Origin of the sequence: Stenotrophomonas sp. TEPEL (assembly GCF_004348785.1) — a bacterium.
Taxonomy (GTDB): domain Bacteria; phylum Pseudomonadota; class Gammaproteobacteria; order Xanthomonadales; family Xanthomonadaceae; genus Stenotrophomonas; species Stenotrophomonas indicatrix.
On the sequence record NZ_QQXJ01000001.1, the window covers coordinates 2,885,595 to 2,908,970 of the forward strand.

19 protein-coding genes are annotated in these 23,376 nt (G+C 67.0%); 5 read left to right on the top strand and 14 right to left on the bottom strand.

What is annotated here, in order from left to right:
- Window positions 1-95: 95 nt before the first annotated feature.
- On the top strand, window positions 96-1,904 hold the full coding sequence (locus tag TEP_RS13120; RefSeq protein WP_132825556.1) for a DUF885 domain-containing protein: 1,809 nt from the start codon (window positions 96-98) through the stop codon (window positions 1,902-1,904).
- A gap of 129 nt (window positions 1,905-2,033) precedes the next feature.
- On the opposite strand, the gene TEP_RS13125 is transcribed toward TEP_RS13120, so the two are convergent.
- The 3 genes from TEP_RS13125 to TEP_RS13135 all read right to left on the bottom strand — a co-directional run bounded on the left by TEP_RS13125 (window position 2,034) and on the right by TEP_RS13135 (window position 5,976).
- Window positions 2,034-2,270, bottom strand: a complete 237-nt coding sequence (locus TEP_RS13125; RefSeq protein WP_132825557.1) for a hypothetical protein — start codon at window positions 2,268-2,270, stop codon at window positions 2,034-2,036.
- 136 nt (window positions 2,271-2,406) lie between these two features.
- Window positions 2,407-4,239 (bottom strand): multidrug efflux ABC transporter SmrA, encoded by a 1,833-nt coding sequence (gene smrA, locus TEP_RS13130; RefSeq protein ID WP_132825558.1) that lies wholly within the window; start codon window positions 4,237-4,239, stop codon window positions 2,407-2,409.
- 174 nt (window positions 4,240-4,413) lie between these two features.
- Complete coding sequence (locus TEP_RS13135; RefSeq protein ID WP_132825559.1) at window positions 4,414-5,976, bottom strand: serine hydrolase; 1,563 nt, start codon at window positions 5,974-5,976, stop codon at window positions 4,414-4,416.
- A 110-nt stretch (window positions 5,977-6,086) separates the two neighbouring features.
- On the opposite strand from TEP_RS13135, the gene TEP_RS13140 reads away from it, so the two are divergent.
- Window positions 6,087-6,530: a VOC family protein gene (locus TEP_RS13140; protein ID WP_132825560.1), complete on the top strand. Its 444-nt coding sequence runs from the start codon at window positions 6,087-6,089 to the stop codon at window positions 6,528-6,530.
- Window positions 6,527-7,405, top strand: a complete 879-nt coding sequence (locus tag TEP_RS13145; RefSeq protein WP_132825561.1) for a DUF72 domain-containing protein — start codon at window positions 6,527-6,529, stop codon at window positions 7,403-7,405. Before TEP_RS13140 ends, TEP_RS13145 begins: the two co-directional genes overlap by 4 nt.
- Here TEP_RS13145 and TEP_RS13150 read toward each other — a convergent pair.
- Window positions 7,326-7,943: a Pr6Pr family membrane protein gene (locus tag TEP_RS13150; RefSeq protein WP_132825562.1), complete on the bottom strand. Its 618-nt coding sequence runs from the start codon at window positions 7,941-7,943 to the stop codon at window positions 7,326-7,328. The genes TEP_RS13145 and TEP_RS13150 overlap by 80 nt on opposite strands.
- Before the next feature lie 77 nt (window positions 7,944-8,020).
- Between TEP_RS13150 and TEP_RS13155 the strand changes: the two genes are divergently transcribed.
- On the top strand, window positions 8,021-8,968 hold the full coding sequence (locus tag TEP_RS13155) for a DMT family transporter (protein WP_132825563.1): 948 nt from the start codon (window positions 8,021-8,023) through the stop codon (window positions 8,966-8,968).
- A 39-nt stretch (window positions 8,969-9,007) separates the two neighbouring features.
- Here the strand turns inward: TEP_RS13155 and TEP_RS13160 are convergent, their stop codons facing one another.
- The 6 genes from TEP_RS13160 to TEP_RS13185 all read right to left on the bottom strand — a co-directional run bounded on the left by TEP_RS13160 (window position 9,008) and on the right by TEP_RS13185 (window position 19,133).
- Window positions 9,008-10,168 (bottom strand): AAA family ATPase, encoded by a 1,161-nt coding sequence (locus tag TEP_RS13160; protein ID WP_132825564.1) that lies wholly within the window; start codon window positions 10,166-10,168, stop codon window positions 9,008-9,010.
- Between the two features lie 120 nt (window positions 10,169-10,288).
- Window positions 10,289-11,359 carry a sensor domain-containing diguanylate cyclase gene (locus TEP_RS13165; RefSeq protein WP_132825565.1) on the bottom strand — a complete coding sequence of 357 codons (1,071 nt, stop codon included), beginning with the start codon at window positions 11,357-11,359 and terminating at the stop codon, window positions 10,289-10,291.
- Between the two features lie 82 nt (window positions 11,360-11,441).
- Window positions 11,442-12,164, bottom strand: coding sequence for a pseudouridine synthase (locus TEP_RS13170; RefSeq protein WP_132825566.1), 723 nt, complete (start codon window positions 12,162-12,164; stop codon window positions 11,442-11,444).
- Between the two features lie 34 nt (window positions 12,165-12,198).
- Window positions 12,199-13,863: a GGDEF domain-containing protein gene (locus TEP_RS13175; RefSeq protein WP_132825567.1), complete on the bottom strand. Its 1,665-nt coding sequence runs from the start codon at window positions 13,861-13,863 to the stop codon at window positions 12,199-12,201.
- A gap of 726 nt (window positions 13,864-14,589) precedes the next feature.
- Window positions 14,590-17,016 (bottom strand): EAL domain-containing protein, encoded by a 2,427-nt coding sequence (locus TEP_RS13180; protein ID WP_132825568.1) that lies wholly within the window; start codon window positions 17,014-17,016, stop codon window positions 14,590-14,592.
- Window positions 17,017-17,204: 188 nt separating this feature from the next.
- Complete coding sequence (locus tag TEP_RS13185; RefSeq protein ID WP_132825569.1) at window positions 17,205-19,133, bottom strand: DEAD/DEAH box helicase; 1,929 nt, start codon at window positions 19,131-19,133, stop codon at window positions 17,205-17,207.
- A gap of 268 nt (window positions 19,134-19,401) precedes the next feature.
- Here TEP_RS13185 and TEP_RS13190 point away from each other — a divergent pair, with 268 nt between their 5' ends.
- Window positions 19,402-19,623 carry an RNA-binding S4 domain-containing protein gene (locus tag TEP_RS13190; protein WP_132825570.1) on the top strand — a complete coding sequence of 74 codons (222 nt, stop codon included), beginning with the start codon at window positions 19,402-19,404 and terminating at the stop codon, window positions 19,621-19,623.
- A gap of 15 nt (window positions 19,624-19,638) precedes the next feature.
- On the opposite strand, the gene ubiM is transcribed toward TEP_RS13190, so the two are convergent.
- The 4 genes from ubiM to TEP_RS13210 all read right to left on the bottom strand — a co-directional run bounded on the left by ubiM (window position 19,639) and on the right by TEP_RS13210 (window position 23,067).
- Window positions 19,639-20,817, bottom strand: coding sequence for a 5-demethoxyubiquinol-8 5-hydroxylase UbiM (gene ubiM, locus TEP_RS13195; RefSeq protein WP_132825571.1), 1,179 nt, complete (start codon window positions 20,815-20,817; stop codon window positions 19,639-19,641).
- An 80-nt stretch (window positions 20,818-20,897) separates the two neighbouring features.
- Window positions 20,898-21,287 carry an MAPEG family protein gene (locus TEP_RS13200; protein WP_025877726.1) on the bottom strand — a complete coding sequence of 130 codons (390 nt, stop codon included), beginning with the start codon at window positions 21,285-21,287 and terminating at the stop codon, window positions 20,898-20,900.
- Between the two features lie 12 nt (window positions 21,288-21,299).
- A complete protein-coding gene (locus tag TEP_RS13205) occupies window positions 21,300-21,845 on the bottom strand; it encodes a DUF4019 domain-containing protein (RefSeq protein ID WP_032975755.1) in 546 nt (181 codons plus the stop codon).
- Window positions 21,846-21,903: 58 nt separating this feature from the next.
- Window positions 21,904-23,067, bottom strand: a complete 1,164-nt coding sequence (locus TEP_RS13210; protein ID WP_132825572.1) for a hypothetical protein — start codon at window positions 23,065-23,067, stop codon at window positions 21,904-21,906.
- Window positions 23,068-23,376 lie beyond the last annotated feature (309 nt).

The window sequence follows — 23,376 nt, forward strand, 5'->3', positions numbered from 1 at the left end:
AGAGTCCTTGTAGTCGCCCATGGTAATCCTATGGCACGGGGACAAAGCAGCCCCGGGGGCCTATGCTCGAGGATTGACCCCGTACAGGAATGCCGATGCGCCCGCATCTTCTTGCCCTCGCCCTCGTCGCCGCCCTCGCCGGTTGCCAGCCGGCCGATGCCCCGACCAACGGTTCCACCCCGGCCGCCAGCCAGCAGGCCGGAAATGCGGCGGTCGACGCCGCCTTCGCCGACCTGTCCAAGCGTGCCCTGGATACCTGGATGCAGCTGTCCCCGGTCAGCGCCACCCAGATCGGCGACCACCGCTATGACAGCGAGATCGACGACCTGAGCGCGGCTGGCCAGCAGAAGACCGTGGACGCCTACAAGGGTCTGCTGGGCGAGCTGGACAAGATCGAGGTGGCCAAGCTGGGCCGCGAAAACCAGGTGGATGCAGCGATCCTGCGCAACCAGCTGCAGTCGGAAATCTGGAATGCCGAGGTCATGCAGTCCGGCAAGTGGGATCCGCAGCTGTACAACGGCGTTGCCGGCAGCGCGATCTACGGCCTGATGGCACGCGAGTTCGCGCCGCTGCCGGAGCGCCTGAAGGCCGCCACCGCGCGCATGGAGAAACTGCCGGCGATCTTCGCCCAGGCCCGCGAAAACCTGGATCCGGCACGCGTGCCGAAGATCCATGCCGAGACCGTGGCCAAGCAGAACAAGGGTATCCTCAGCATCGTCGATACCTTCATCACCCCGCACATCGGCGAGCTGCCGCAGGCTGACCAGCAGCGCCTGCAGGCCGCCATCGACGGCCTGAAGAAAGCGGTGGACGAGCAGCAGACCTGGCTGGACGAGACCCTGGTGCCGAACGCCAAGGGCGACTTCCGCATCGGTGCGGAAAAGTACGACCAGAAGCTGAAGTTCGCGCTGAATTCCTCGCTGTCGCGGCAGGAGATCGGTGAGCGTGCACGCGCCGAACTCAAGCGCGTGCGCGAGGACATGTACGGCATCGCGCAGACCGTGCTGAAGGACAAGCCGGGCGCACCGGAAATGCCGGCGCAGCCGACCGACGAGCAGCAGCAGAAGGCGATCGAGGCCGCGCTGGAGCTGGCCTACGCTGACAAGCCGGCGCGCGACAAGGTGGTCGACGACGCCAAGGCCGCACTGGAGCAGTCCACTGCGTTCGTCCGCGAGCACGACCTGATGACCCTGCCCGACGCGCCGGTGGACATCATCCTGATGCCGGAATTCCAGCGTGGCGTGGCCGTGGCCTATTGCGATTCGCCGGGCCCGCTGGACAAGAACCTGAAGACCTTCTACGCGGTTTCGCCGATTCCGGACGACTGGAACGACAAGCAGGTTGATTCGTTCCTGCGTGAGTACAACTCGCGCATGATCCACCTGCTCAGCATCCACGAGGGCACCCCGGGCCACTATCTGGAAGGCTGGCATTCGGCCAAGTTCCCCTCCACCCTGCGCGCGGTGCTGCGCTCGGGCCTGTTCGCCGAGGGCTGGGCGGTCTACACCGAGCGCATGATGCAGGAGCAGGGGTATCTCAACAACGACCCGCTGTTCCACCTGGTGCAGCTGAAGTTCTACCTGCGCACGATCTCCAACGCGATCCTCGACCAGGGTGTGCACGTGGACAACTGGGATCGCGAGAAGGCGATGCACCTGATGACCCACGACGCCTTCCAGCAGGAAAGCGAAGCCTCGGGCAAGTGGGTGCGTGCGCAGCTGACCTCGGCTCAGCTGCCGACCTACTTCGTCGGTGCGCAGGAACACTTCGACACCCGCAAGGCGATGCAGGACAAGCTGGGTGACAAGTTCAACCTGAAGGCCTACCACGACCAGATGCTGTCCTACGGCGCACCGCCGGTGCGCTTCGCACGCCAGCTGATGCTGGACCAGCCGATCGAGTGATGGATCGGGTGTGAGATGAATGAAAACGGCCCGGGGAGACCCGGGCCGTTTCTGTTTCCATGTGTGCGGACGCATCCGATCCATCCGGATCCTGCAGTAGATCCACGCCATGCGTGGATGCTCCTCGGCTCAAAGCATGTGGATGTAGAGCTTTTCTGCGTGCAGCCGGACATCGAGAAAATAGCCGGCACCACAGCCCTGGCATCTGGACGGATGTTCCTCGTCGCTGCCGCGCTGCTCATCCAATGTGCTGGCCAGCACCGGATGCCCGCAGTCGAAGCAGAGGAAGGCGATGTTGCTGCCATGCGCATCCGCTTCGATTTCGTCACCTTCATGGTCCATCAGAAGAAAGCCGGTAATGTTCAAGGCGCACCTCTTCGTAGTGTTGGTGGCAGGAAATCAGCCCGTTTCCTTTCATACGTCGGTGCGGGACATCGCCTTCCGACCGATGCATCCACGCATGGCGTGGATCTACTGTTGCGCATCCATCGTGCGGCGTGGGTCATTGCTCCGCGGCGACAAAGCCGCCGGTCTGCCGCGCCCACAAGCGCGCGTACAGTCCACCGGCCTCGATCAGCTCGGCATGGCTACCGGTTTCGACGATCCGGCCCTGGTCCATCACCACCAGCCGGTCCATGCGCGCGATGGTCGACAGGCGATGGGCGATCGCGATCACCGTCTTGCCGCCCATCAGTTCGTCCAGGTTGTCCTGGATGGCCGCCTCCACTTCCGAGTCCAGTGCCGAGGTCGCCTCGTCCAGCACCAGGATCGGGGCGTCCTTCAGCAGCACACGGGCAATGGCGATGCGCTGGCGCTGGCCACCGGACAGCTTCACCCCGCGCTCGCCGACGTGTGCGTCGTAGCCACGACGCCCTTCGCCGTCGACCAGCGTGTCGATGAAGGCCTCCGCGCGCGCCTTGGCCACGGCCGCGCGCAGCTGCGCGTCGGTCGCATCGGGACGGCCGTACAGCAGGTTGTCGCGGATCGAACGGTGCAGCAGCGAGGTGTCCTGGGTGACCACGCCGATCTGCTGGCGCAGGCTTTCCTGGGTGACGTAGGCGATGTCCTGATCATCGATCAGGATGCGACCGCTTTCCAGGTCGTACAGCCGCAGCAGTACGTTCACCAGCGTCGACTTGCCGGCACCGGAGGGGCCGACCAGGCCGATCTTCTCGCCCGGCTTCACCACCAGGTCCAGGCCGGCGATCACGCCGCCCTTCTTGCCGTAGTGGAAATGGACATCCTGGAAGTGCACACCGCCACGAGTCACCTGCAGCGGCACCGCATCCTCGCGGTCCTGTACGGTCAGCGGCTGGGCGATGGTGGTGATGCCATCCTGCACGGTACCGATGTCTTCGAAGATGCCGTTGATGGTCCACATGATCCAGCCGGACATGTTGTGGATGCGGATCACCAGGCCGGTTGCCAGGGTGATCGCGCCGACGGTGATGTGTCCGCCGTTCCACAGCCACAGTGCCAGGCCACAGGTGCCGGCGATGAGGAAACCATTGACGATGGCGATGGTCAGGTCCATGCCGGTGGTGATCCGGGTCTGCGCGCGGTGCTTGACCGCCAGCTCCTGGATCGAATCGGCGACATAGGCCTGCTCGCGGCCACCGTGGGCGAACAGCTTCAGCGTGGGAATGTTGGTGTAGCCATCAACGATGCGTCCCATCGCCTTGGAGCGCGCCTCCGAGGCGATCCAGGCCCGTTCCTTCGCGCGCGGCACGAAGTAGATCATGATCACCACGTAGGCCAGCAGCCACAGGATCAGCGGCACCATCAACCGCCAGTCGGCCTGCGCGAACAGGTACAGCGCGGTACCGGTATAGACCACGATGTACCACAGCGAATCGACCATCTGCACCGCCGACTCGCGCAGCGAGGTGCCGGTCTGCATCACCCGGTTGGCCATGCTGCCGGCGAAGTCGTTCTGGAAGAAGCTCAGGCTCTGCCGCACCACGTAGTTGTGCATCAGCCAGCGCGATCGATTGCTCAGCCCCGGCACGATGGCCTGGTTGACCAGCAGGTTGTGCAGGCCGACCAGGACCGGGCGCGCGATGACGGTGATGAACAGCATCCAGCCGAGGGTATCGGCATGGCGCTGGAAGAAGTCCGCGCCGGGCTGCTCGGCAACCATGTCGACGATGCGGCCGAGGAAGTCGAACATCGCCACTTCCACCAGCGCCAGCAGCAGGCCAGCGACCAGGGTGGCCAGCAGCACCGGCCACACCGGCCGCAGGTAGTGCAGGTAGAACGGCACCACGGTGCGCGGCGGCATGCGCCCGTCAATGGGCGGAAACACCGGAATCAGGGATTCAAACCAACGGAACATCGCATTCCCTCGCCATCGATAGCCGGCGGAGTATCCCACGGCGCGTGTGTACGCCGGCCGACGATCACCACCGGTTCCCGCACGCTCTGGTAGTCGCCCACCTTGGCGGGCGCTCTACCGTATGCCGACCAAGGTCGGCATCTACCGGGCAATGGGGCCGACCAAGGTCGGCTTCTACCGGGCAGTGGGCGTGAACAGCAGGTCCTGGAAATCGAAGCTGAAATCGGTCAGGTCCGAGATCGGCTGCATGCGCACCTCGCGCACTTTTCCGTCCGGGTCCAGGCTGAAATTGACGAACGCATCGGCATTGAGCGAGCGGTCGTCCCAGCGCACGATGAAGGTGTCGTGCTGCCAATGCTCCAGGCGGCCGTTCAACTGTGCGGTCTTCGCAAAGCGCAGGCGCAGGCCCTTGCCTTCCGCCGTCACCACCATGTCGCCGTACCAGCGGTCGCGGTAGGTGGCCGCATACCCGGCCAGCGGCAACGACGGCCTGCTGCCCTTGTCACGCTCGGCCTGGTGCCTGGCCCACGCTTCGTCGGCCTTGTCCTGGCCCTTGGCCACGCCCTTGGCATAGGCATCCACCCAGTCGTGCCTTTCACCGCCAAGGTAGGCATCGAGCACGCTCAGCGTGATCGCATTGAAGGCCGCACCCACTTCCTGGTTGGTCAGCACGACCACGCCCAGCTTCTCGCCTGGCACCAGGGTCAGCCGCGAAACCATGCCCGGCCAGCCGCCGGTATGCCAGACCAGCTTCTGCCCGCGATAGTCGCTCAGGCTCCAGCCCTCGCCATAGCCGGCGAAGTTGGCCCGCGCCGGTGCCAGCTCCGGCACGCTCGGCGCCGGGATCGTCTGCGGCGTGATCATCTGCCACATCTGCTGCTGGCTCTTGGCGGTGAACAGCGCAGTGCCGTCGGCCAGCTTGCCTTCGGCCAGCTGCACCTGCATCCAGCGCGCCATGTCGTGGGCGCTGGAATAGATGCCGCCGGCACCGGCATTGTTCGACCAGGTCAACGGTGCAACGGTGCGCAGGTCCTTGAAATCGTACTTGGCGTGGCCGACCGCAGCGTTGTCGCCAGCCTTGAGGTGATCGGCGTTGTAGCGCGTGCCGGCCATGCCGACCTTGTCGAAGATGCGTGTCTGCAGGAACTGCTGGTAGCTCGTTCCCGAAACCTGCTCGATCACCTGCTGGGCGACCGCATACAGGATGTTGTCGTAGGCATAGCGCTCGCGGAAACCGCCCTTCAGCGGCACCTGGCCGAGGCGCTGCACGACTTCGGCATTGCTGTAGGAGGTGGTCGGCCAGAACAGCAGGTCGCCCGCGCCCAGGCTCAGGCCACTACGGTGGGAAAGCAGGTCGCGGATCGTCATCTGCCCGGTCACGAACGGATCGGACATGCGGAACGATGGCAGGTGGTCGATCACCTTGTCGTCCATCTTCAGCTTGCCGTCCTCGGCCAGCAGATTCAGCGAGGTGGCAGTGAAGGCCTTGGTGTTGGAGGCGATGGCGAACAGGGTATCGGCCTCGACCGGCGCCGGCTTGCCCAGCTCACGCACGCCCCAGCCGCGTTCCAGCACCACCTGCCCGTCCTTGACCACGGCCACGGCGATACCGGGCACGTCGAACTGCGCGCGCACGCGCTCCACGGTCGCATCCAGGTCCTGCAGCTGTTGCGGGGTCGCCGCATTGGCCATGGTCGTGCACGCAAGCAGCACGGCTCCTCCGATCCAGGTTTTCATCCAGCACCATCTCCGAACAGGGGTAGCGGCCATGTGCAGGCCGTCACCGGGGTTTCGCGCGATGGTAACGGCCCCGGGTGCAGCCTGCCCTGTGCCATAGGAGGGGTGTCATGGGTGCGAACGGCCAGAGCAACAACGGCTCCACCATCATTTCGTGCCTGCGCTACCGCGATGCGCTGGCGGCCATCGACTGGCTGCAGCGCGCGTTCGGTTTCCACGCGCAGGCCGTGCATGCCGACGGCGATACAGTGCATCACGCGCAGCTGGTGTTCGGCCAGGGCATGATCATGCTCGGATCTGCCAGCAACAGCGGCGAATGGGCCAGGCTGGCGGTGATGCCCGATGAAGTCGGCGGCCGGCAGACCCAGAGTGCCTGCGTGATCGTCACCGATGTCGACGCCCACTATGCCCGGGCCACGGCTGCCGGTGCGCGCATCGTCATCGACATTGCCGACCAGGCCTACGGTGGACGTGGCTATGCCTGCGCCGACCCGGAAGGCTACCTGTGGTGGTTCGGCAGTTACGATCCGTGGCGGGCGGAACAAACGCAATGACGGCACGGCAAGCGTCTGCAGCGCCGGTCCGCTGCGGTATCGGCGGCTGGGTGTTCCCGCAATGGCGTGGTGGCGCCTTCTATCCGCCAGGGCTGATCCAGCGCGAAGAGCTGGCCTATGCCAGTCGTGCGTTGCGCTGCATCGAGATCAACGGCACCTTCTACCGCACCCCGACAGCGGCCCAGTGCGCGCAGTGGGCAGCGCAGACGCCGGACGGTTTCCGGTTCTCGATGAAGGCCCCGCGTCATCTGGTGCAGCGTCGCGACCTGTCGTCCACGATCGAGGCGGCCAGCGCGTTCCTGCAGGCGGCCATCGCGCTGGGCGACCGGCTGGGTCCGTTGCTGTGGCAGTTCGACCCGCAGCACCCGGCCGATGCCGCCGCACTGGATGCCTTCATGGCACAGCTGCCCAGGCAGCGGGATGGAACGGGGTTGCAGCATGCATTGGAGGTGCGCAACGCCAGCGTCCATGGGCCGGAACTGGTGGAGGCGGCGCGCCGGCATGGCGTGGCCCTGGTGATCGAAGACAGCGACGAATCGCCGCTGCATGGCGACATCACCGCCGGCTTCGTCTATGCACGGATAAAACGCAGCCAGGCCCGACTGGCCGAAGGTCTTCCGCAGCCGATGCAGCAGCGCTGGGCCGATCGCGCGCGGCACTGGGCCCGGGGTGAGGTGGTGGACGACCTGCCCTGCCTGGCCGCACCGGCTCCTGCCGCGCCCCGCGAGGTGTACCTGCTGTGCATCGGCGCCGGCAAGGTGCGCAATCCGGCGGCGGCGATGGCGCTGCAGCGGGTCATCGACGGCGCCAGCGGTCCACTGCCCACAGCAGTGTCCAGCCCAGCACGAACACCCCGCCGACGCGCAGCACGCTGAGGCCGAATGCACGCGAACCGATCCGCTGTACTTCCAGGAACGGGTACGGTGCGCTGCCCAACCACGAGGCCGTGAGCATCGCCCAGCCCAGGTAGGCCAGTGGCACCAGCAGGACCACACCCAACGCACGCCAGCGCAGGCCACCATGTGGCGGCAGCCCCGCCCAACCGGCCAGATACAGCAGCGGCACCACGTAGTGCAATCCGGCATCGGCCCACCATTGCAGGCCAGTTGGCTGCCACAGCCCCTGCAGCGCCAGCAGATAGATCAGGCCGGTGACGCCGATGCACAGTGCCAGGGTGGCGGCTACCGTAGGTCGCAGTGCGCGGCCGCTGCAGAGCCAGAGGCAGCCCAGGCACACGGCCAGATTGCTGAGGATGGTGAAGTAGCTGAAGAAGCGCAGGCTCGCCACGCCGGGTCCCAGGCTGGCGCCGATGCCGCGCATCAGCAGGGCAAACTGCAGCAGCAACGATGCTGCCGCGACCAGCGCGGTCAACAGCGCCCAGCCGCGCAGCAGAAGAAAACGGGCAGCAGGCATGCACGGCTCCCTCGTGGCAACGCCGCGAGCATGCCACAGGCATCGCCCGCCGATGCGGCTTGCCTCACAATACCCCGATGAGCACACCCGACACCCGCAAAGCGCTTTGGCAGATCCACTTCTGTGTCCTGCTGTGGGGCGTCACCGCCATCCTCGGCAAGTTGATCACCCTGCCGGCGCTGCCGCTGGTGTGGTGGCGGATGCTGCTGGTGGTGGCGATGCTGGCGTTGCTGCCGCGGGTCTGGCGCGGGCTGCGCACGTTGCCGCTGCGGCTGGTCGCCGGCTATGCCGGTATCGGCGCGCTGGTGGCCCTGCACTGGCTGACCTTCTACGGCGCGGTGAAGCTGGCCAATGCCTCGGTTGCCGCCACCTGCATCGCCCTGGCACCGGTGTTCACCTCGATCATCGAGCCCTGGGTGGCCAAGCGTCCCTTCCAGCTGCGCGAACTGGCCTTCGGCCTGGCCGTGCTGCCCGGTGTAGCGCTGGTAGTGGGTGGCGTGCCCGACGGCATGCGCCTGGGCGTGTTGATCGGCGCGCTCTCGGCCCTGCTGGTGGCAGTGTTCGGCTCGCTCAACAAGCGCATGGTCAGCCATGCCGATCCGCTGACGGTCACCGCACTGGAACTTGGCGCGGGCACGCTCACCCTGACCCTGCTGGCACCGCTGATGCCGCACCTGCTGCCAGCGCTGGCCAGCCCGCTGTGGATCGTTCCCGACCTGCACGACGGCATCCTGCTGCTGGTACTGGCTGGCGCCTGCACGCTGCTGCCGTTCGCCCTGGCCCTGGTCGCGCTGCGCCATCTCAGCGCCTACACGGTGCAGCTGGTCACCAACCTGGAGCCGGTCTACGCCGTGTTGCTGGCCGTGGTGCTGCTGCGCGAGCAGCATGAAGTCACCCCATGGTTCTACCTGGGCGTGGCGATCATCGTCGGTGCCGTGTTCCTGCATCCGCTGCTCAACCGCCGCAAGCGCGTGCAGCATCCGGAAATCCTCGGCACATCCGAAGCACGCAACATCGCCGATTGAGCGCGTCCGCGCATTGCGTGGATCTTCCCGGCATCCATCTCAGCGCTGCGGCCAATGCCAGGCCGGTGCATCCAGCAGGCCCTGCCCGCTCAGCAGCGTACGCCCGTGTTCCTTGTGCAGGTGCATTGAATGGCACTGCGGGGCCTGTTCCAGCGCGGCAATCAAACGCGTGGCGTGCGATACCACCCAGACCTGGCTGCGTGCACTGGCGGCGATGATCAACCGTGCCAGCGCCGGCAGCAGGTCCGGATGCAGGCTGGTCTCCGGCTCGTTGAGCACCAGCAGCGGCGGCGGCCGTGGCGTGTGCAGGGCCGCTGCCAGCAACAGGAACCGCAGCGTGCCGTCGGACAGTTCTGCCATCGACAGTGGCCGCAGCAGACCGGGCTGGTGGAAGCGCAGTGCGAGTCGGCCATCCAGTTCCTCGAAGCTGACCGTCGCACCCGGGAATGCGTCCTCGATCGTCCGCGCCAGCGCCTGCCAATCGCCGATCTCCAGGATCGTCACCCAGGCGGCGGCGAGGTCGCGGCCGTCGTGGTGCAGCACCGGGGTGCGGGTCGCCATCGCCGGTTGTCGCGCCGGGGCATCGGCATCGCTGCGGAAGTGGTCGTAGAAGCGCCAACGGCGGATGAACTCGCGCAAGGTGATGGCTTCCGGCATGCGCTGCGGATCGCCCACCTGGGTGAACAGGCTGTCGAACAGCGAAAGACGGTCGTCCACCGGGTCCCAGCCGCGTGCGTGGCGCTGCCGCACCAGCGCACCGCGGCGGTCGACCAGCAGATTGGCGCTGCGCAGGAACGGCCCTGCCCAGATCGCTTCAGCCTTGATCTGCGGGTCCAGCGCGAAAGCTGATCGGCTCGGTGGCGGATATCCGAGGTCGATGGCGTAGCCGAATTCATCGGTGGCGAAGCCCAGCTTGAGCCCCACCGATTCCTGGCGCGGCCCGCCCTGCAGCGGGATCTCACCGGCCAGCACGCGGCGGTCGATCTTTTCCGGACCGGCCCACAGCGCCGAGCCCAATCCACCCTCCCGCGCCAGTACCGCTGCAACACCGCCCTGCGCGGTTTCCGCCAGCAGGCGCAGCGCGCGGTACAGGCTGGATTTGCCACTGCCGTTGTCGCCGGTGACCACGTTGAGCCGCTGCATCGGCAGGACCAGCGCATGCAGCGATCGGTAATTGGCGATGGCCAGGGTCTGCAGCATGGTCGACGTCCTTGCGGTGAGACGTTGAGGGTGCCGTACGGGTATCGCAATGGCTGCGACTGCACGCAAAGGCCCGGGCCATCCACGCATTTCGTCGATCTACCGCAGCCGCGCGGGCGGTCAGGGCGCCACTTCCACCCGGTTGCGGCCGGCGCCCTTGGCCCGGTACAGCGCGGCATCGGCACGGGCCAGGGTCTGGTCAGACGTTTCACCGGGCTGGTGCTGTGCCACACCGATGCTGATGGTCACCGGGAAGCCCAGCGGCAGGTTGGACACGGCCACCCGCAGGAACTCGCATTGCAGTTCGGCGCTGCGCAGGTCAGCGTCCGGCATCAGTGCCACGAATTCCTCGCCGCCATAGCGCGCGGCCAGCCCCCCACCGGCGAAGTGCGAGCGCAGCAGCGCCCCCAGTTCGGCCAGCACCCGGTCGCCGGTCGCGTGGCCCTGGAAATCATTGATGTGCTTGAAATGGTCGATGTCCAGCAGGGCCACACAGGTCTGCCGGTGGTTGCCATCGGCGGTCACCATCGCCTCCTCCAGTGCCACTGCCATCGCACGCCGGTTGGGCAGCCCGGTCAAGGCGTCGGTACGGCTCTGTTCGGCCAGGTCGGCATTCTGGGCCAGCAGCACATCGTGGTACTCCGACAACAGGCGTTCGTAATCGGCGCGCTCAAGCATGTGCCGCTGGATATCCAGGGCGAAACGGCGCAGCTCCATCACCACCATCACCTGCCGCGACAGCGCGGCCAGCGCTTCGGCCTTGTCGGTCGCCAGCTGCTGCGGCCGCGCGTCGAACACACACAGGGTTCCCAGCGGCAGGCCGTCGCTGCTGATCAACGGCGCACCGGCATAGAAGCGCACATGGGGGTCGCCGATCACCACCGGATTGTCGTGGAAACGGACGTCCTGCAATGCATCCTCAACCACCATGATTTCCTGCGGCCGCAGGATCGCATGGCCGCACATCGACTCGCTGCGCAGGTTCTCGGCCGCATCGATTCCCTGTATGGACTTGAACCACTGGCGCTCGACGTCGATCAGGGTCACGGCCGCCATGGTCGTGCCACACACCGCCTTGGCGATGGCCACCAGGTCATCGAACGAGCGTTCGCGCTCGGAATCGAGGATCCGGTAGCGGTACAGCGCCTCCAGGCGCAGCGCTTCGTTGGCGGGCTTGTCGGGCTTGATCATGCAGCGTCACGTTCCGGCAGGGCGCCGCAAAGTCTAGCGGATGCGGGCGGCCAATCCGCATTCCGGTAGTGCCGGCCGTTGCTTACCAGTCCTGCTGCTGCGGCAACAGGCCATGGAGCTCCTGCTCGGTCAGGTTGCGCCACTGGCCCGGTTTCAGTGCACCGATCTTGATGTTGTCGATACGTACGCGGCGCAGTTGGGTCACCCGGTAGCCGAACTCGGCCGCCATCAGCCGGATCTGCCGGTTCAGGCCCTGCTGCAGGATGATGCGGAAACCGAACTTGGCGATCCGCGAGGTCTTGCACGGCAGCGTCATCTGGTCATGGATGCGCACGCCACGGGCCATCGCGCGCAGGAATTCGTCGGTGACCGGCTTGTTCACCGCCACCAGATATTCCTTCTGGTGGCCGTTCTCGGCGCGCAGGATCTGGTTGACGATATCGCCGTTGCTGGTCATCAGGATCAGGCCTTCGGATTCCTTGTCCAGGCGGCCGATCGGGAAGATGCGCTGTTCGTGGCCGACGAAGTCGACGATGTTGCCCTTCACCGTGCTTTCAGTGGTGCAGGTCACGCCCACCGGCTTGTTCAGCACGATGTACACATGGCGTCGGGCACCCGGCTTGCGGGGAGTGCGCACGCGCAACGGCTGGCCGTCGACCAGCACCTTGTCATCCTCGCCGACCACCGCTCCGGTGCCGGCGGCATGGCCATTGACGGTGACCCGGCGGGCGGCGATCAGGCGATCGGCCTCGCGACGGGAGCAGAAGCCGGTATCGGCGATGTATTTGTTGAGTCGGCTGGTCATCGCCCCATTATCCGGCATCACCGCCCTTCCCGCCTCATGCCGTGGTCAACGGTTCTTCGGTTTCGCCATCGAACACCCGGTTGCGGCCACTGCGCTTGGCCACGTACATGGCGTGGTCGGCGCGCCGCAGCAGTGCAGCCAGATCATCATCAGCCGGCCGCCACTGCGCCATGCCAATGCTCGCGGTAACCTCCAGACCGGGCACCTGCAGGTCCCGGCAGGCCTCGGTGATGCGCTGGCGCAGGCGTTCCAGGCGGGTGGCGGCAACCTCACGCGGCATGCCCGGCAACAGCAGCAGGAACTCTTCGCCGCCCATCCGCACCACCTGGTCCTCGCTGCGGACAGCGGCGCGAAGCGCGCGGGCCACGGCCACCAGCACCTGGTCGCCGATCTCATGCCCATGGCGATCATTGATGTCCTTGAACAGATCGATATCGAGGAAGCCGATCACCAGCGGCCCCCTCTCACGCTCGCCGCCCTGCAGATGCTGGGCCAGCTGCTGCAGGCCGGCGCGGCGGTTGGGCAGGCCGGTCAGCATGTCGGTCTCGGCAAGCTGGCGCATTTCATCGCGCTGCTGGCGCAGCCTGCCCAGGCGCAGGTTGAGCGCGTAGGCCGCCATCATCAGCAGCCAAGTGACCGCCAGCTGCAGGGCCTCCACCCGATACGCCATCAACCAGTGCGCACTTGCAGCGTCGGCCACGATCAACACCAGCATCGGCGCCAGTGCGGCCAATCCGGCCAGCGACCAGACGTCGCCGCGCAACCGGGCCCAGATGCCCATGGCCAACGACAGCGCGCAGCCGATGACGAACGTCCCCTGCAGAACCTGCGCGACCACGCCCAGTCCATCGCGCTGCAACCACGGCACCAAGGCCGCCAACGCCAGCAGGGACCACAACACCAGCTGCTGGCCCACGCGCGAACGTGGCAGCATGCGGTCGCCGCCGTTCAGGCGCCACAGCGCCGGCAGCACCAGTGCCTGGGTGGCCGCAGTCAGCGCCAGCAGCCACCCGTCACCGCGTTCGCCGACCCGCAGCCAAGGCTCGGGATAGCCGCTGAGGCCGCCAAGGATCGACTGCCACAGCACCAGCACCAGGGTGGCGCCGATGTAGATCAGGAAACTGCGGTCGCGGGTGGTCAGGTAGGCCATCAGCGCCGACAGCGCCAACGCGATCGCCACGGCGATGCACGCGGCGCGCACCAGCAGCCTGGCGGTGTCGTTCTGCTGCACCGGGCTGGGCGCACCCAGCTGCAATGTGGGAACCCAGCGCGCCTTCAGCGGCGTCTGCCAGGAAACCAGGAAGGGCTCGTGGCTGCCGGCGGCGGGGACCGCCACCATGCCGATGCCCGCACGGAAGCGCGAATCGCGGGTGCGCGCATCCTGCATGTTGCCGCAGATCTCGCGATCACCGTGCTGCAGCCGCACTTCGCCGGCAAAGACATTGAAGACATCCAGCGCCTGCGGCTGCCCGGACCAGCCTTCTGGCGGTGCATCCACCCGTGTCTGCTGGCGCGGCCCGGCCAGCATCTCCGGCGTGCACGCGCGATGGGGCGTAGGTTCGGCTGTCGCGGTGCCGACCAGAAGGTAATCGCGGCCAGCGTCGACGCTGCGCGCGTGGCCCAGCCACGGCAACGCCAACCACACCAGCAGCAGGACAAGCACCGCCCCTGTTTCCAAACGCACCTGCCTGCCGCCCACGCCACGTCCTGTTCCTGCTTACGCCCGCGCCCATTGCGCGTCGCCCCTGGCGGCATTATCGCAGCGGAATGCACCACCGATGTGTAGACCATAGTGGCGGGGGTATTGGCCGGGCTGCCGCCCGGCACCCGCTGTAGTGCCGGCCGCTGGCCGGCAACCTCAACAGCAACAGCAACTGCGGGCTACCGAGGTGGGCGGGGGGTTTGGGCAGGCAGGACACGCCGTAAACCCATCCATGGGGCTCGATGGCGCCTTGCTCGTGTGCGCCGTCCTGCGCACACGGCAAGACCGGGGTTGGGCGTCCTGCCCCACCCGCCCGAGGGCATGCCTCGGGCCCATGGCGCCAACGGTCCTGCCTGCCCATACCGCGCCCCACCCTGACAGTTCCCGCGCGTAGTAGATCCACGCCATGCGTGGATGGACGTTCCTACCGATTTCGAGATCATCGAATGGATTGGATTTCATCCACGCATGGCGTGGATCTACGCGTCGACCAAGGTCGACACCCACCAACAGCAGCCGGAATCTGTCGAAGGAGGGGTGGGGCCGGTTGCGGGGGCGTGAGCGCCATGGATGGCGCGACCGAGCCTACAGGGACGTACTTGCGGCGTCCCCCGCAACCGGACCCACCCCGCCATCCCACGGAATGCAGCTGTTGCTGTTGCTGTTGCTGTTGCTGTTGCTGTTGAGGTTGAGGGTGCCGGGCGCAGCCCGGCCGCAGCAGCTTCAGCCGACAGCCGATGGCCCCTGCGTACCGGCCAGCCGCATCGGCCGCAGGTCGGCCAGGGTCAGCCGTTCCAGCGGCTGCGGCCGTTCGATGGCATAACCCTGCAGCCCCTGCACGCCCATGTCTGCCAGCGCCTCGGCAATTTCGCTGGTCTCCACCCACTCGGCCACCACCTCCATCTGCAGTTCGCGGCCCAGCTCGCTGATCGCGCGCACGCTGGCACGGCTGACCGGATCGGTGTCCATGTCGCGCACGAACGCCCCATCGATCTTCAGCATGTCCGCCGACAGCTGCCGCAGATAACCGAACGAGGACAGGCCCGAGCCGAAATCATCCAGCGCCACCCGGCAGCCGCGCGCCTTGACCGCGTCGATGAAGGCTCGCGCCTGGCTCAGGTTGCCGATGGCCGCCGTTTCGGTGATCTCGAAACAGAGCTTGGACGCCAGTGCGCGGTTGCGCTCCAGCAGGTCGCAGACGAAGGCCAGAAATCCGGGCTCGGCGATCGACTGGGCCGATACGTTGACGTTGCACAGGCCCAGCTGCCGTACGTGCGCCGGGCACACCTGCAAGTGGCGGAACAGCAGGCCGAGTACATGCCGGTCCAGCACCACCGCCATGCCGTAGCGCTCCACCGCAGGCATGAACTGGCCCGGCAGGTGCAGTACGCCGTCACTGTCACGCATGCGCACCAGCACCTCGTAGTGCAGGTAGGACGGATCGCCGACCTTGGCGATGCGCTGCGCATACAACAGCATCCGGTTCTCGGCCATGGCGCGACTGACGCCCTGCAGGCGTTCGGCCTCCAGCCGTCGCTCCTCCAGGGCCAGCCGGTTCTCGTTGAAGCAATGCACGCGGTTGCGACCGGCCTGTTTGGCCGCATAGCACGCGCTGTCGGCCGCGCTCATCAACCAGTTCACGTCCGGCGCCTCGGCCGTCACTTCGACCACGCCCACGCTGCAGCTCAACTGGGGGCTGCCCTCGCTGACCGGGAACGTGGCCTGGCCCAGATTGCGGATCAACCGCTGCAGCACGCGCTTGGCTTCATCCTGGTTGGCGCGGGCAAGGAACACCGCGAACTCGTCCGCCCCCAGGCGGCCGACCCAGTCGCCATCCCGCACCGCACCGACCAGGTACTCGGCGAAACTGCGCAGCATCTGGTCGCCGGCCGCGTGGCCGAAGCTGTCGTTGACCAGCTTGAAGTGGTCCAGATTGATGTAGCCCAAGGCATGGGTTCCACCATCGGAGCGGACCTGCAGCAGCGATTTTTCCAGCAGGCGCTCGATCTCCCGACGATTGATCAGGCCGGTCAAGGGGTCATGGCTGGCGTGGTGTTCGATCTCACGTGCCAGGGCGTGGTTCTGGCTGACATCCTCGACGATGGCGAACACCGAAAGGCGGCCGCCGCTGGTGGTGCGCACGCCGGTGCCACTCCAGCGTCCCCACACCAGGCTGCCATCGCGACGCCGGAAGCGCAGCTCGCCCGGGCGCAGCTGGCGCTCCCAGTCGATGCGGCCACTTTCATCGAGCACCAGCTCACCCTCCATCAGCAGCTCGGCCAGCGACATCTGCAGCAACACGTCACGACGATGGTCGAGGATGTCGGCCATCGCCTGGTTGGCCTCCACCACCCGGCCAGCGGCATCCAGCTTGAGCATGCCGACGTTGGCCTGGTAGAACGCCGCCCGGAAGCGGCTCTCATGCTCGGTCAGGTCCTTGCCGACCCGGCGCGCCAAGGCCACCGCCATCAGGCTGATCAGCAGGACCGACAGTCCGCCGACGGCCAGGGTTGCGATGCGCACCGCGCGCGCCATGCGCAGCAGGGCCTGCGAGAACGCCTGCGCCTGCCCACGCAGCTGGTGATCGATGCCACGCAGCCGCTGCAGGTAGTCATCCACGGTGGCCTCGTCCAGCGGTCCTGTGCCATGGCGGCGTTGCAGTTCCTCCGCCAGCGCCTGCATGGCCAACAGGTCCGCGTCGGTCTGCCGCCACAACCAGGTGGCCTCGCGGAAGGCTCCGACGTTGCGCGCATGGCGGAACGAGAAGATCAGCCGCGGAATGTCGGCGCGGGCATTGCCCCCACGCAGAAAACCGGCGCGGGCTGTCGCCTCGTCCGGTTCGGATTGCTCCAGCGCCTTGCGGGCCTGCAGGTCACCCAACGGAACCTGCAGTGCCCGTTGGGCATCCTGCAGATCCTGCAGATGGCCACGCGCCAGATAACGGCTGAGCGCTGCGGTGGCATCCTGCTGCCCCCGCGACCAGTAGCCCTGGCCGGCGATCCACGCCGTCGATGCCGCCTGCAGTTCCTGGATCACGGCTGACAGCGCGACCAAGCCGATCGCCATGCCCGTCAACAGCGCAAATCGCACCCCCAGCCCGCGGGTCATCGGTACCCGTCGGCGCTGCTGGTCCATGCCACTTCTACCCATCCTGGATCCCCCGAATGTGCTGCGGTGACAATCTCCCACGGAACCGCGCCAGCCTAGAACCGCAGATGTGTGGGCCATGCGAAACCGGACCCGGCCGGTGGCCGACAACGGCGGCCGGGCCGCCCTGGCGCCATGCAAACGACAACGCCAGCCCGGAGGCTGGCGTTGTTGGTCTACTTCAGCGCGGCTTAGAAGCTGCGCGGGCCACGTGGCTTGTTGAAGCCATCACGGCGCGGCGGACGGCTGTCGCGGTCGCCGCCGGGGCCACCCGGACCGCTGCGACGCGGAGCTCCCGGGCCACCCGGACCGCCCGGTCCACGCTTGTCGAAGCGCGGCTTGAACGGACGCGGCGCCGGATTGACCTCTTCACCGGCCGCCAACGGGCGCATCTGCAGTTGCTGGCCGGACACCCAGACCTTCTGCAGGTGGGTCAGCACGTCCGACGGCATCTGTGCCGGCAGATCCAGCAGCGAGAAGTCGTCGTGGATGTCGATACGACCGATGAAGCGGCTTTCCAGGCCGGCTTCATTGGCGATGGCGCCGACGATGTTGGCCGGCTTCACGCCATGCTGGTGACCGACCGAAATGCGGTAGGTCTCCATGCCCTGCTCCGGTGCACCGCGCGGCGGCACGTCACGGCGCGGGCGCTGCTCGAAGCCACCCTCGGCATCGTCACGACGCGGGCCACGCTCGAAGCGCGGGCCGCGCTCGTTGCGGTCGCCACGTTCCGGGCGCTCAGTGCGCTCGAAACGCTCGCGCGGCGCACGCTCTTCGCGCGGTGCACGCACCGGCGGCTGCAGCAGGAACGGGGTATCGCCCTGCATCATCTTCGCCAGTGCGGCGGCCACTTCGATGGCCGGCACGTTCTGTTCGGACTCGAAACGCTCCAGCAGCTGGCGGTAGAAGTCCAGGCCGCCCTGGCCAAGCGTCTCGGTGATGCGCGAGGTGAACTTGTTGATGCGGTTGTCGTTGACCGCTTCCACGCTCGGCAGCTGCATTTCTTCGATCGGCTGGCGGGTCGCACGCTCGATCTGGCGCAGCATGCCCTTTTCGCGCGGGGTGGCGAACAGGATTGCTTCACCGCTGCGGCCGGCACGGCCGGTACGGCCGATGCGGTGCACGTAGCTTTCGGTGTCGTACGGGATGTCGTAGTTCAGCACGTGGCTGATGCGTTCCACGTCCAGGCCACGAGCGGCCACGTCGGTGGCGACCAGGATGTCCAGCTTGCCTTCCTTCAGCATGGCGATGGTGCGCTCACGCTGGGCCTGCTGCATGTCACCGTTGATGGCGGCAGCGGCCAGGCCGCGGGCCTGCAGCTTGCTGGCCAGCTCTTCGGTGCCGGCCTTGGTGCGCGCGAACACGATCATCGCGTCGAACGGCTCCACTTCCAGGATGCGGGTCAGCGCGTCCAGCTTGTGCATGCCGCTCACCCACCAGTAGCGCTGGCGGATGTTGGCCGAGGTGGTGGTCTTGTTCGCGATGGTGACTTCGACCGGGTCCTTCAGGTAGGTCTGCGCGATACGGCGGATGGCCGGCGGCATGGTGGCCGAGAACAGCGCGACCTGGCGCTTCTCCGGCAGCTTCTTCAGCACCGCTTCGACGTCGTCGATGAAGCCCATGCGCAGCATTTCATCGGCTTCGTCCAGCACCAGCGTCTTCAGCTCGGACAGGTCCAGCGTGCTGCGGTTCAGATGGTCGATGACGCGGCCGGGGGTACCGACCACGATGTGCACGCCGCGGCGCAGGGCCGTCAGCTGCTGGCCGTATGGCTGGCCGCCGTACACCGGCAGCACGCGGAAGCCGGGGATCTTCGAGGAATAGGACTGGAACGCCTCGGCAACCTGGATGGCCAGCTCGCGGGTCGGGGCCAGCACCAGTGCCTGCGGCTTGATCTGCTGCAGGTCGATGTTGGACAGCACCGGCAGCGCGAAGGCCGCGGTCTTGCCGGTACCGGTCTGGGCCTGGCCCAGCACGTCGCGGCCTTCCAGCATCGCCGGGATGGTGGCAGCCTGGATCGGCGACGGCGTTTCGTAGCCGATGGCAGTGACAGCCTGCATGACAGAATCGGACAGGCCGAGCTGCGCGAACTGCAGCTGCGCTTGGGTTTCTTGGGACATGGGGAACTCCGAAGGCACTGCCACGAGCATGGCAGGCGAAAAAAAGGGGGCTTCCGCGCTTTGGGCGCCCTTCTTATCGCGTGCCCTGGCGCTGCTCGGTTGGAGCTGAGGTTTTACTCGCTCAGAGCGGGATGATACCGCACTGTGCCTGAACAAGGTGTACAGGAAGCCAACGGCATGCCGTTACGGCCCGCCGTGGCGCACAATAGGCGCCCATTTTACCGCCGCGGGCCCTGTCCTGCAGCGCCTGCCCCAGGAAACCCGTTCCATGCAGATCCTCGAATTCGACCTCGACAGCGATTACGTCGAACTCAAGCAGTTGCTGAAGCTGGCCGACCTGGTCACCAGCGGCGGCGAAGCCAAGATGGTCATCAGCGAAGGCCTGGTGCTGGTCGATGGCGAGGTCGAGCTGCGCAAGGCCTGCAAGATCCGCGCAGGCCAGGTGGTCGAGTTCAACGACAGCCAGATCCGCGTCCTGGCCGCCGCGTAAGTCACCGTTTGGCCGTCAGGCCACGCGCTGGGTCAGGTGGGCGGCAATCAACTGCCGGAACGGTGCCACCCCCTGCGCCACCCGCAACCCGGCCGCCCGCAACAGGCGCGCCGGACGGCGGTCGTCGGTATACAGGCTGGCAATCGCATTGGTCGCTTCATACAGCGGCCGCGCCGCCAGCCGATGCCCGCGCTGGTAGCGGCCCAGCATGCCGGGCGCGGCGATGTCCGCTCCACGCCGCTGCTGCTCGGCGATGCCCTGCGCCAGCCGCTGCGCGCTGGCCAGGCCGAGGTTGAAACCATGTGCGGTGACCGGGTGCATGCCCACTGCGGCATCACCGATCAGTGCCGAACGTTCGCCGACAAAGCGGTGCGCATACACCCCGACCAGGGGATAGGCCTGTGGCGTGGCCACCGGCTGCATGCGTCCCAGGCGGTGTTCGAAGAAGCCGCTGATGGCCTCCCCGAACGCGACCTCATCCATCGCCAGCAGCGCTTCGATCTGCCGCGGCGGCAGGGTGATCACCGCCGATGCCTGCCCTTCGTTGAGTGGCAGCAACGCCATCGTGCGGCCATAGCCGAACCATTCCCAGGCCGTGTGGTGATGATCGCGCTCGACCTGCATCCTGCAGACCAGCATCGATTTGCCGAAGTCACGCATCTGCGCACCGATGCCGAGCATGCGGCGGGTGCCGGAGAAGCGACTGTCGGCACATACCAGCAGCCGCGGATGCAGCTCGCTGCCATCGTCCAGGCGCACCACGTGGCCCTGGCTGTCGGCGCGTACCGCCTGCACCTTGCGGCCATCAAACAATTCCAGCCCGGCCTGGCCCTGCACCGCCTGCCAGGCCGCGCGGCGGATCAGATGGTTGGGCACCAGCCAGCCCAGCGGCTGGCCATCTCCCTGGCTGCTGGCAAAGGTCAGGGCGAAGGGCGAACCTCCGTTCAGCACCCGCGCGTCGCGCAGTTCGGCAACCTCGGCTTCGGGCAGGCGCTGCCACAGGCCAAGCTGTTCCAGGCTCTGCCGCGAGGCATGGGTCAAGGCGATTTCGCGGCCGTCGTAGGCCGCCTCGGCCAGGGCCTGGCGCGGCTGTACCTCGACCAGTCCCACCTGCAGGCCAGTGCCGGCCAGCGCGCGCGCAAAGCACAGCCCGGCCGGTCCGGCGCCGACCACCACCACGTCCATCCTGCGCATGCGCGCCTCCTGCCGTTGATCCAGTCGCGGCCAGCATAGCGCTGCGTGCCTGACCGGCCTTGATCTGGATCAGCTGCGCGTCACAGCAGCGCGAACACCATCGCCAGGATCGCCACGATCGACACCAGCCAGACGAGGCTGCGCACATAGGGCACGCCGGCTGCGTACAGCGGCAGGTAGACAACGCGCGCCCAGAAGTAGACCTGCGCCGCCAGCGCGGTGGTGTCGCTGCCACGCCCGGCCAGCACCACCGCAATCGCAGCGGCGGCGAAGAACGGGAAGGTCTCGAAGAAGTTGGATTGCGCCCGCTGCAGTCGCCCGGCCAGTGGACTCAACGGCTTGGACGAGTCGTCACGTGCGGAGGCATTCCATTTCATCCCGCGCTCTCGGGTGACCACGGTGGAGGCGGCAAAGATGTAGACGAAACCCAGCAGCATCGCCCACGCCAGCATCGTCAATTCGGTGGCCATCGTCGATCTCCGTCAGGGGCTGGACGCGCGCAGGCTGTAGCCGGCCAGGCGCCAGGTCTGGTCTTCGTCGAAGCGGAACGACACCAGCTCGCGTACCGGCTGCGCGCTGTTGGCGAAACGGGTCGGGAAGCTGACGTTGATGTACAGGCCTTCGGGCACCGCAGCACCTGCAGCGTATTTCACGCGGGTGATGGTCGGCTGGCCACGCCCGGCCAGCGCGCCAAGACGCGTGCGGTCGGCGGCAAGCTGGCTGACGAAGGCCGCCTTGGGCACCGCGCGGCGGGCAACCGCCGAGGCGCCGTCCCACAACTCACCGGCCCGATTGGCGTCGACCAGTTGCGCGGCCTTCAATGCGGCACTGCCCATTTCCGCGTCCTGTTTCTGCACCTGCGCCTGCTGGGCCGGGCTCAACGCCGGCGCGGCAGCAGTGGCCGGCTTCGCGGCCGTCGGTGCGCTCGGCGCGGGGCGAGCCGGGGCCGGTGCGGGCGTGGCCGGCGCCGGCGTTTGCGCCAGTGCAGCCAAGGGCAACAGGGACAGCAGCAAGAGCACGCGCTTCATGGACACCGCCGGTTCGATGGAAAGAACCGCAGTCTACGCCAGCGCAGTGAGTGGACCGTCAGCGCGCCTGGACGCTGCCTTCCACCGCGCCCGCCTCGGCCTGCGCTGGCGGTGCCGCCGATGTCGCGGGCAGCTGCTCGGCCACCGGCGGCTGCTCCGGCGGTGCCGGGGGCAGCGTAGCCACGTCGATCTCCGACAGCGGGCTTTCCTCCGGGCACACCGGGTCGGGGAAGCCGAAACGCTGCTTCAGCGACTGGCCACAGCTGTTGATCGATTCCATGTCGGCACCGTCGCGCTTGCACTGCTGGTCGAACGCCACCAGGAACGCATCCTTGCGCTGCACGAAGTCGTCGCCGCAGGTCCGCATCTGCTTGATCCGCTCCAGGTCGTCCTGCACGGCGTTGGTCCCGTCCAGGCCGTACTGGCGAAGCTCTTCGGCAGTCAGCAGGCGCAGGCTGCGGTTGGGCACGGTCATCATCAGGTCGGCCACACCCACCGCCACACCATTGCGCTGCAGGTAGTCCTTCACGTTGTCATAGACCTCGTGCAGTTCGCGGTTGAGCTCCGCGCGCGAGGTGGCCTTGGAACTGATGCGCATCATGCGGTGGATGCCGACCTTGCCGGTCAACAGGCGGTTGTCGCCGGCAGCCAGCACGAACACGCAGGCGCTGTGGCAGATCGAGCCCTCGCGCACCCAGATGGTCCAGCCGGATTCGCCGATGCTGTCGCCGGCAACGATGGCCGATTCCACCTGGCCACCGCTGGAATCCAGATCCAGGATGCGCTTGTGGATCTGCAGCTCGTCGGCGACCACGGCCAGCCGCCACATCATCTCGGCAAACCCGGGGTTGATCTTGCCGTTGTAGCGCACGCGCAGCAGGCCACGCTCGGCGCACGGCGCCAGCGCCTGCTTCAACTGTTCGCGCTGCAGGCCTTCCAGTTCAATGCCATCGCCGCCGTCGCCGGCGTAATCGGTGGTGCAGCTGACCCAGGCCTTGCCGTTTTCCAGCTGCGCCTGCGGCCAGGGCCGATCAGCCCGGCTGCGCGCCTGTGCCGGCGGTGGCGGCGCATCGGCGGCATTGATCGACACCATGTTTTCACCATCGCTGGCCGGAGCCCGCGTGGCCTTGTCGGCAGCGGTGACGTTGCCGGGGTTCTCCAACTGGCTGCAGCCCGCCAGGGCCAGGCACAACAGGGGCAACCAGCGGAGTTTGGCGGACATCGGGCAACCGGATTCAGACAGGCAAGAACCACAGTCTACCCGTCCACGGCGCGCATTCAGCGCCCGCCACTGAACCTGTTCTGACCCTCCGACCCTGTCATTTCCTGTCCCAGCGTCATCCGACATCCCCTCCCACATTGCGTGGATCCACATGTCGACCAAGGTCGACACCCACCAAAGAGCAGGCCATGCCATCTCGACAGTTCGCGGAAGTCTGTCGAAGGCGGGGTGGGTCCGGTTGCAGGGGCGTGAGCGCCATGGATGGCGCGACCGAGCTTACAGGGACGTACTTGCAGCGTCCCCTGCAAC

Coding starts and splice junctions, on each gene's coding strand:
- TEP_RS13145 (WP_132825561.1), top strand. CDS start 6,527: ATGACGGCACGGCAAGCGTCTGCAGCGCCGGTCCGCTGCGGTATCGGC.
- ubiM (WP_132825571.1), bottom strand. CDS start 20,817: ATGCGCAGGATGGACGTGGTGGTGGTCGGCGCCGGACCGGCCGGGCTG.
- TEP_RS13160 (WP_132825564.1), bottom strand. CDS start 10,168: ATGCTGCAGACCCTGGCCATCGCCAATTACCGATCGCTGCATGCGCTG.
- TEP_RS13155 (WP_132825563.1), top strand. CDS start 8,021: ATGAGCACACCCGACACCCGCAAAGCGCTTTGGCAGATCCACTTCTGT.
- TEP_RS13200 (WP_025877726.1), bottom strand. CDS start 21,287: ATGGCCACCGAATTGACGATGCTGGCGTGGGCGATGCTGCTGGGTTTC.
- TEP_RS13150 (WP_132825562.1), bottom strand. CDS start 7,943: ATGCCTGCTGCCCGTTTTCTTCTGCTGCGCGGCTGGGCGCTGTTGACC.
- TEP_RS13190 (WP_132825570.1), top strand. CDS start 19,402: ATGCAGATCCTCGAATTCGACCTCGACAGCGATTACGTCGAACTCAAG.
- smrA (WP_132825558.1), bottom strand. CDS start 4,239: ATGTTCCGTTGGTTTGAATCCCTGATTCCGGTGTTTCCGCCCATTGAC.
- TEP_RS13140 (WP_132825560.1), top strand. CDS start 6,087: ATGGGTGCGAACGGCCAGAGCAACAACGGCTCCACCATCATTTCGTGC.
- TEP_RS13185 (WP_132825569.1), bottom strand. CDS start 19,133: ATGTCCCAAGAAACCCAAGCGCAGCTGCAGTTCGCGCAGCTCGGCCTG.
- TEP_RS13205 (WP_032975755.1), bottom strand. CDS start 21,845: ATGAAGCGCGTGCTCTTGCTGCTGTCCCTGTTGCCCTTGGCTGCACTG.
- TEP_RS13170 (WP_132825566.1), bottom strand. CDS start 12,164: ATGACCAGCCGACTCAACAAATACATCGCCGATACCGGCTTCTGCTCC.
- TEP_RS13135 (WP_132825559.1), bottom strand. CDS start 5,976: ATGAAAACCTGGATCGGAGGAGCCGTGCTGCTTGCGTGCACGACCATG.
- TEP_RS13165 (WP_132825565.1), bottom strand. CDS start 11,359: ATGATCAAGCCCGACAAGCCCGCCAACGAAGCGCTGCGCCTGGAGGCG.
- TEP_RS13120 (WP_132825556.1), top strand. CDS start 96: ATGCGCCCGCATCTTCTTGCCCTCGCCCTCGTCGCCGCCCTCGCCGGT.
- TEP_RS13180 (WP_132825568.1), bottom strand. CDS start 17,016: ATGGGTAGAAGTGGCATGGACCAGCAGCGCCGACGGGTACCGATGACC.
- TEP_RS13210 (WP_132825572.1), bottom strand. CDS start 23,067: ATGTCCGCCAAACTCCGCTGGTTGCCCCTGTTGTGCCTGGCCCTGGCG.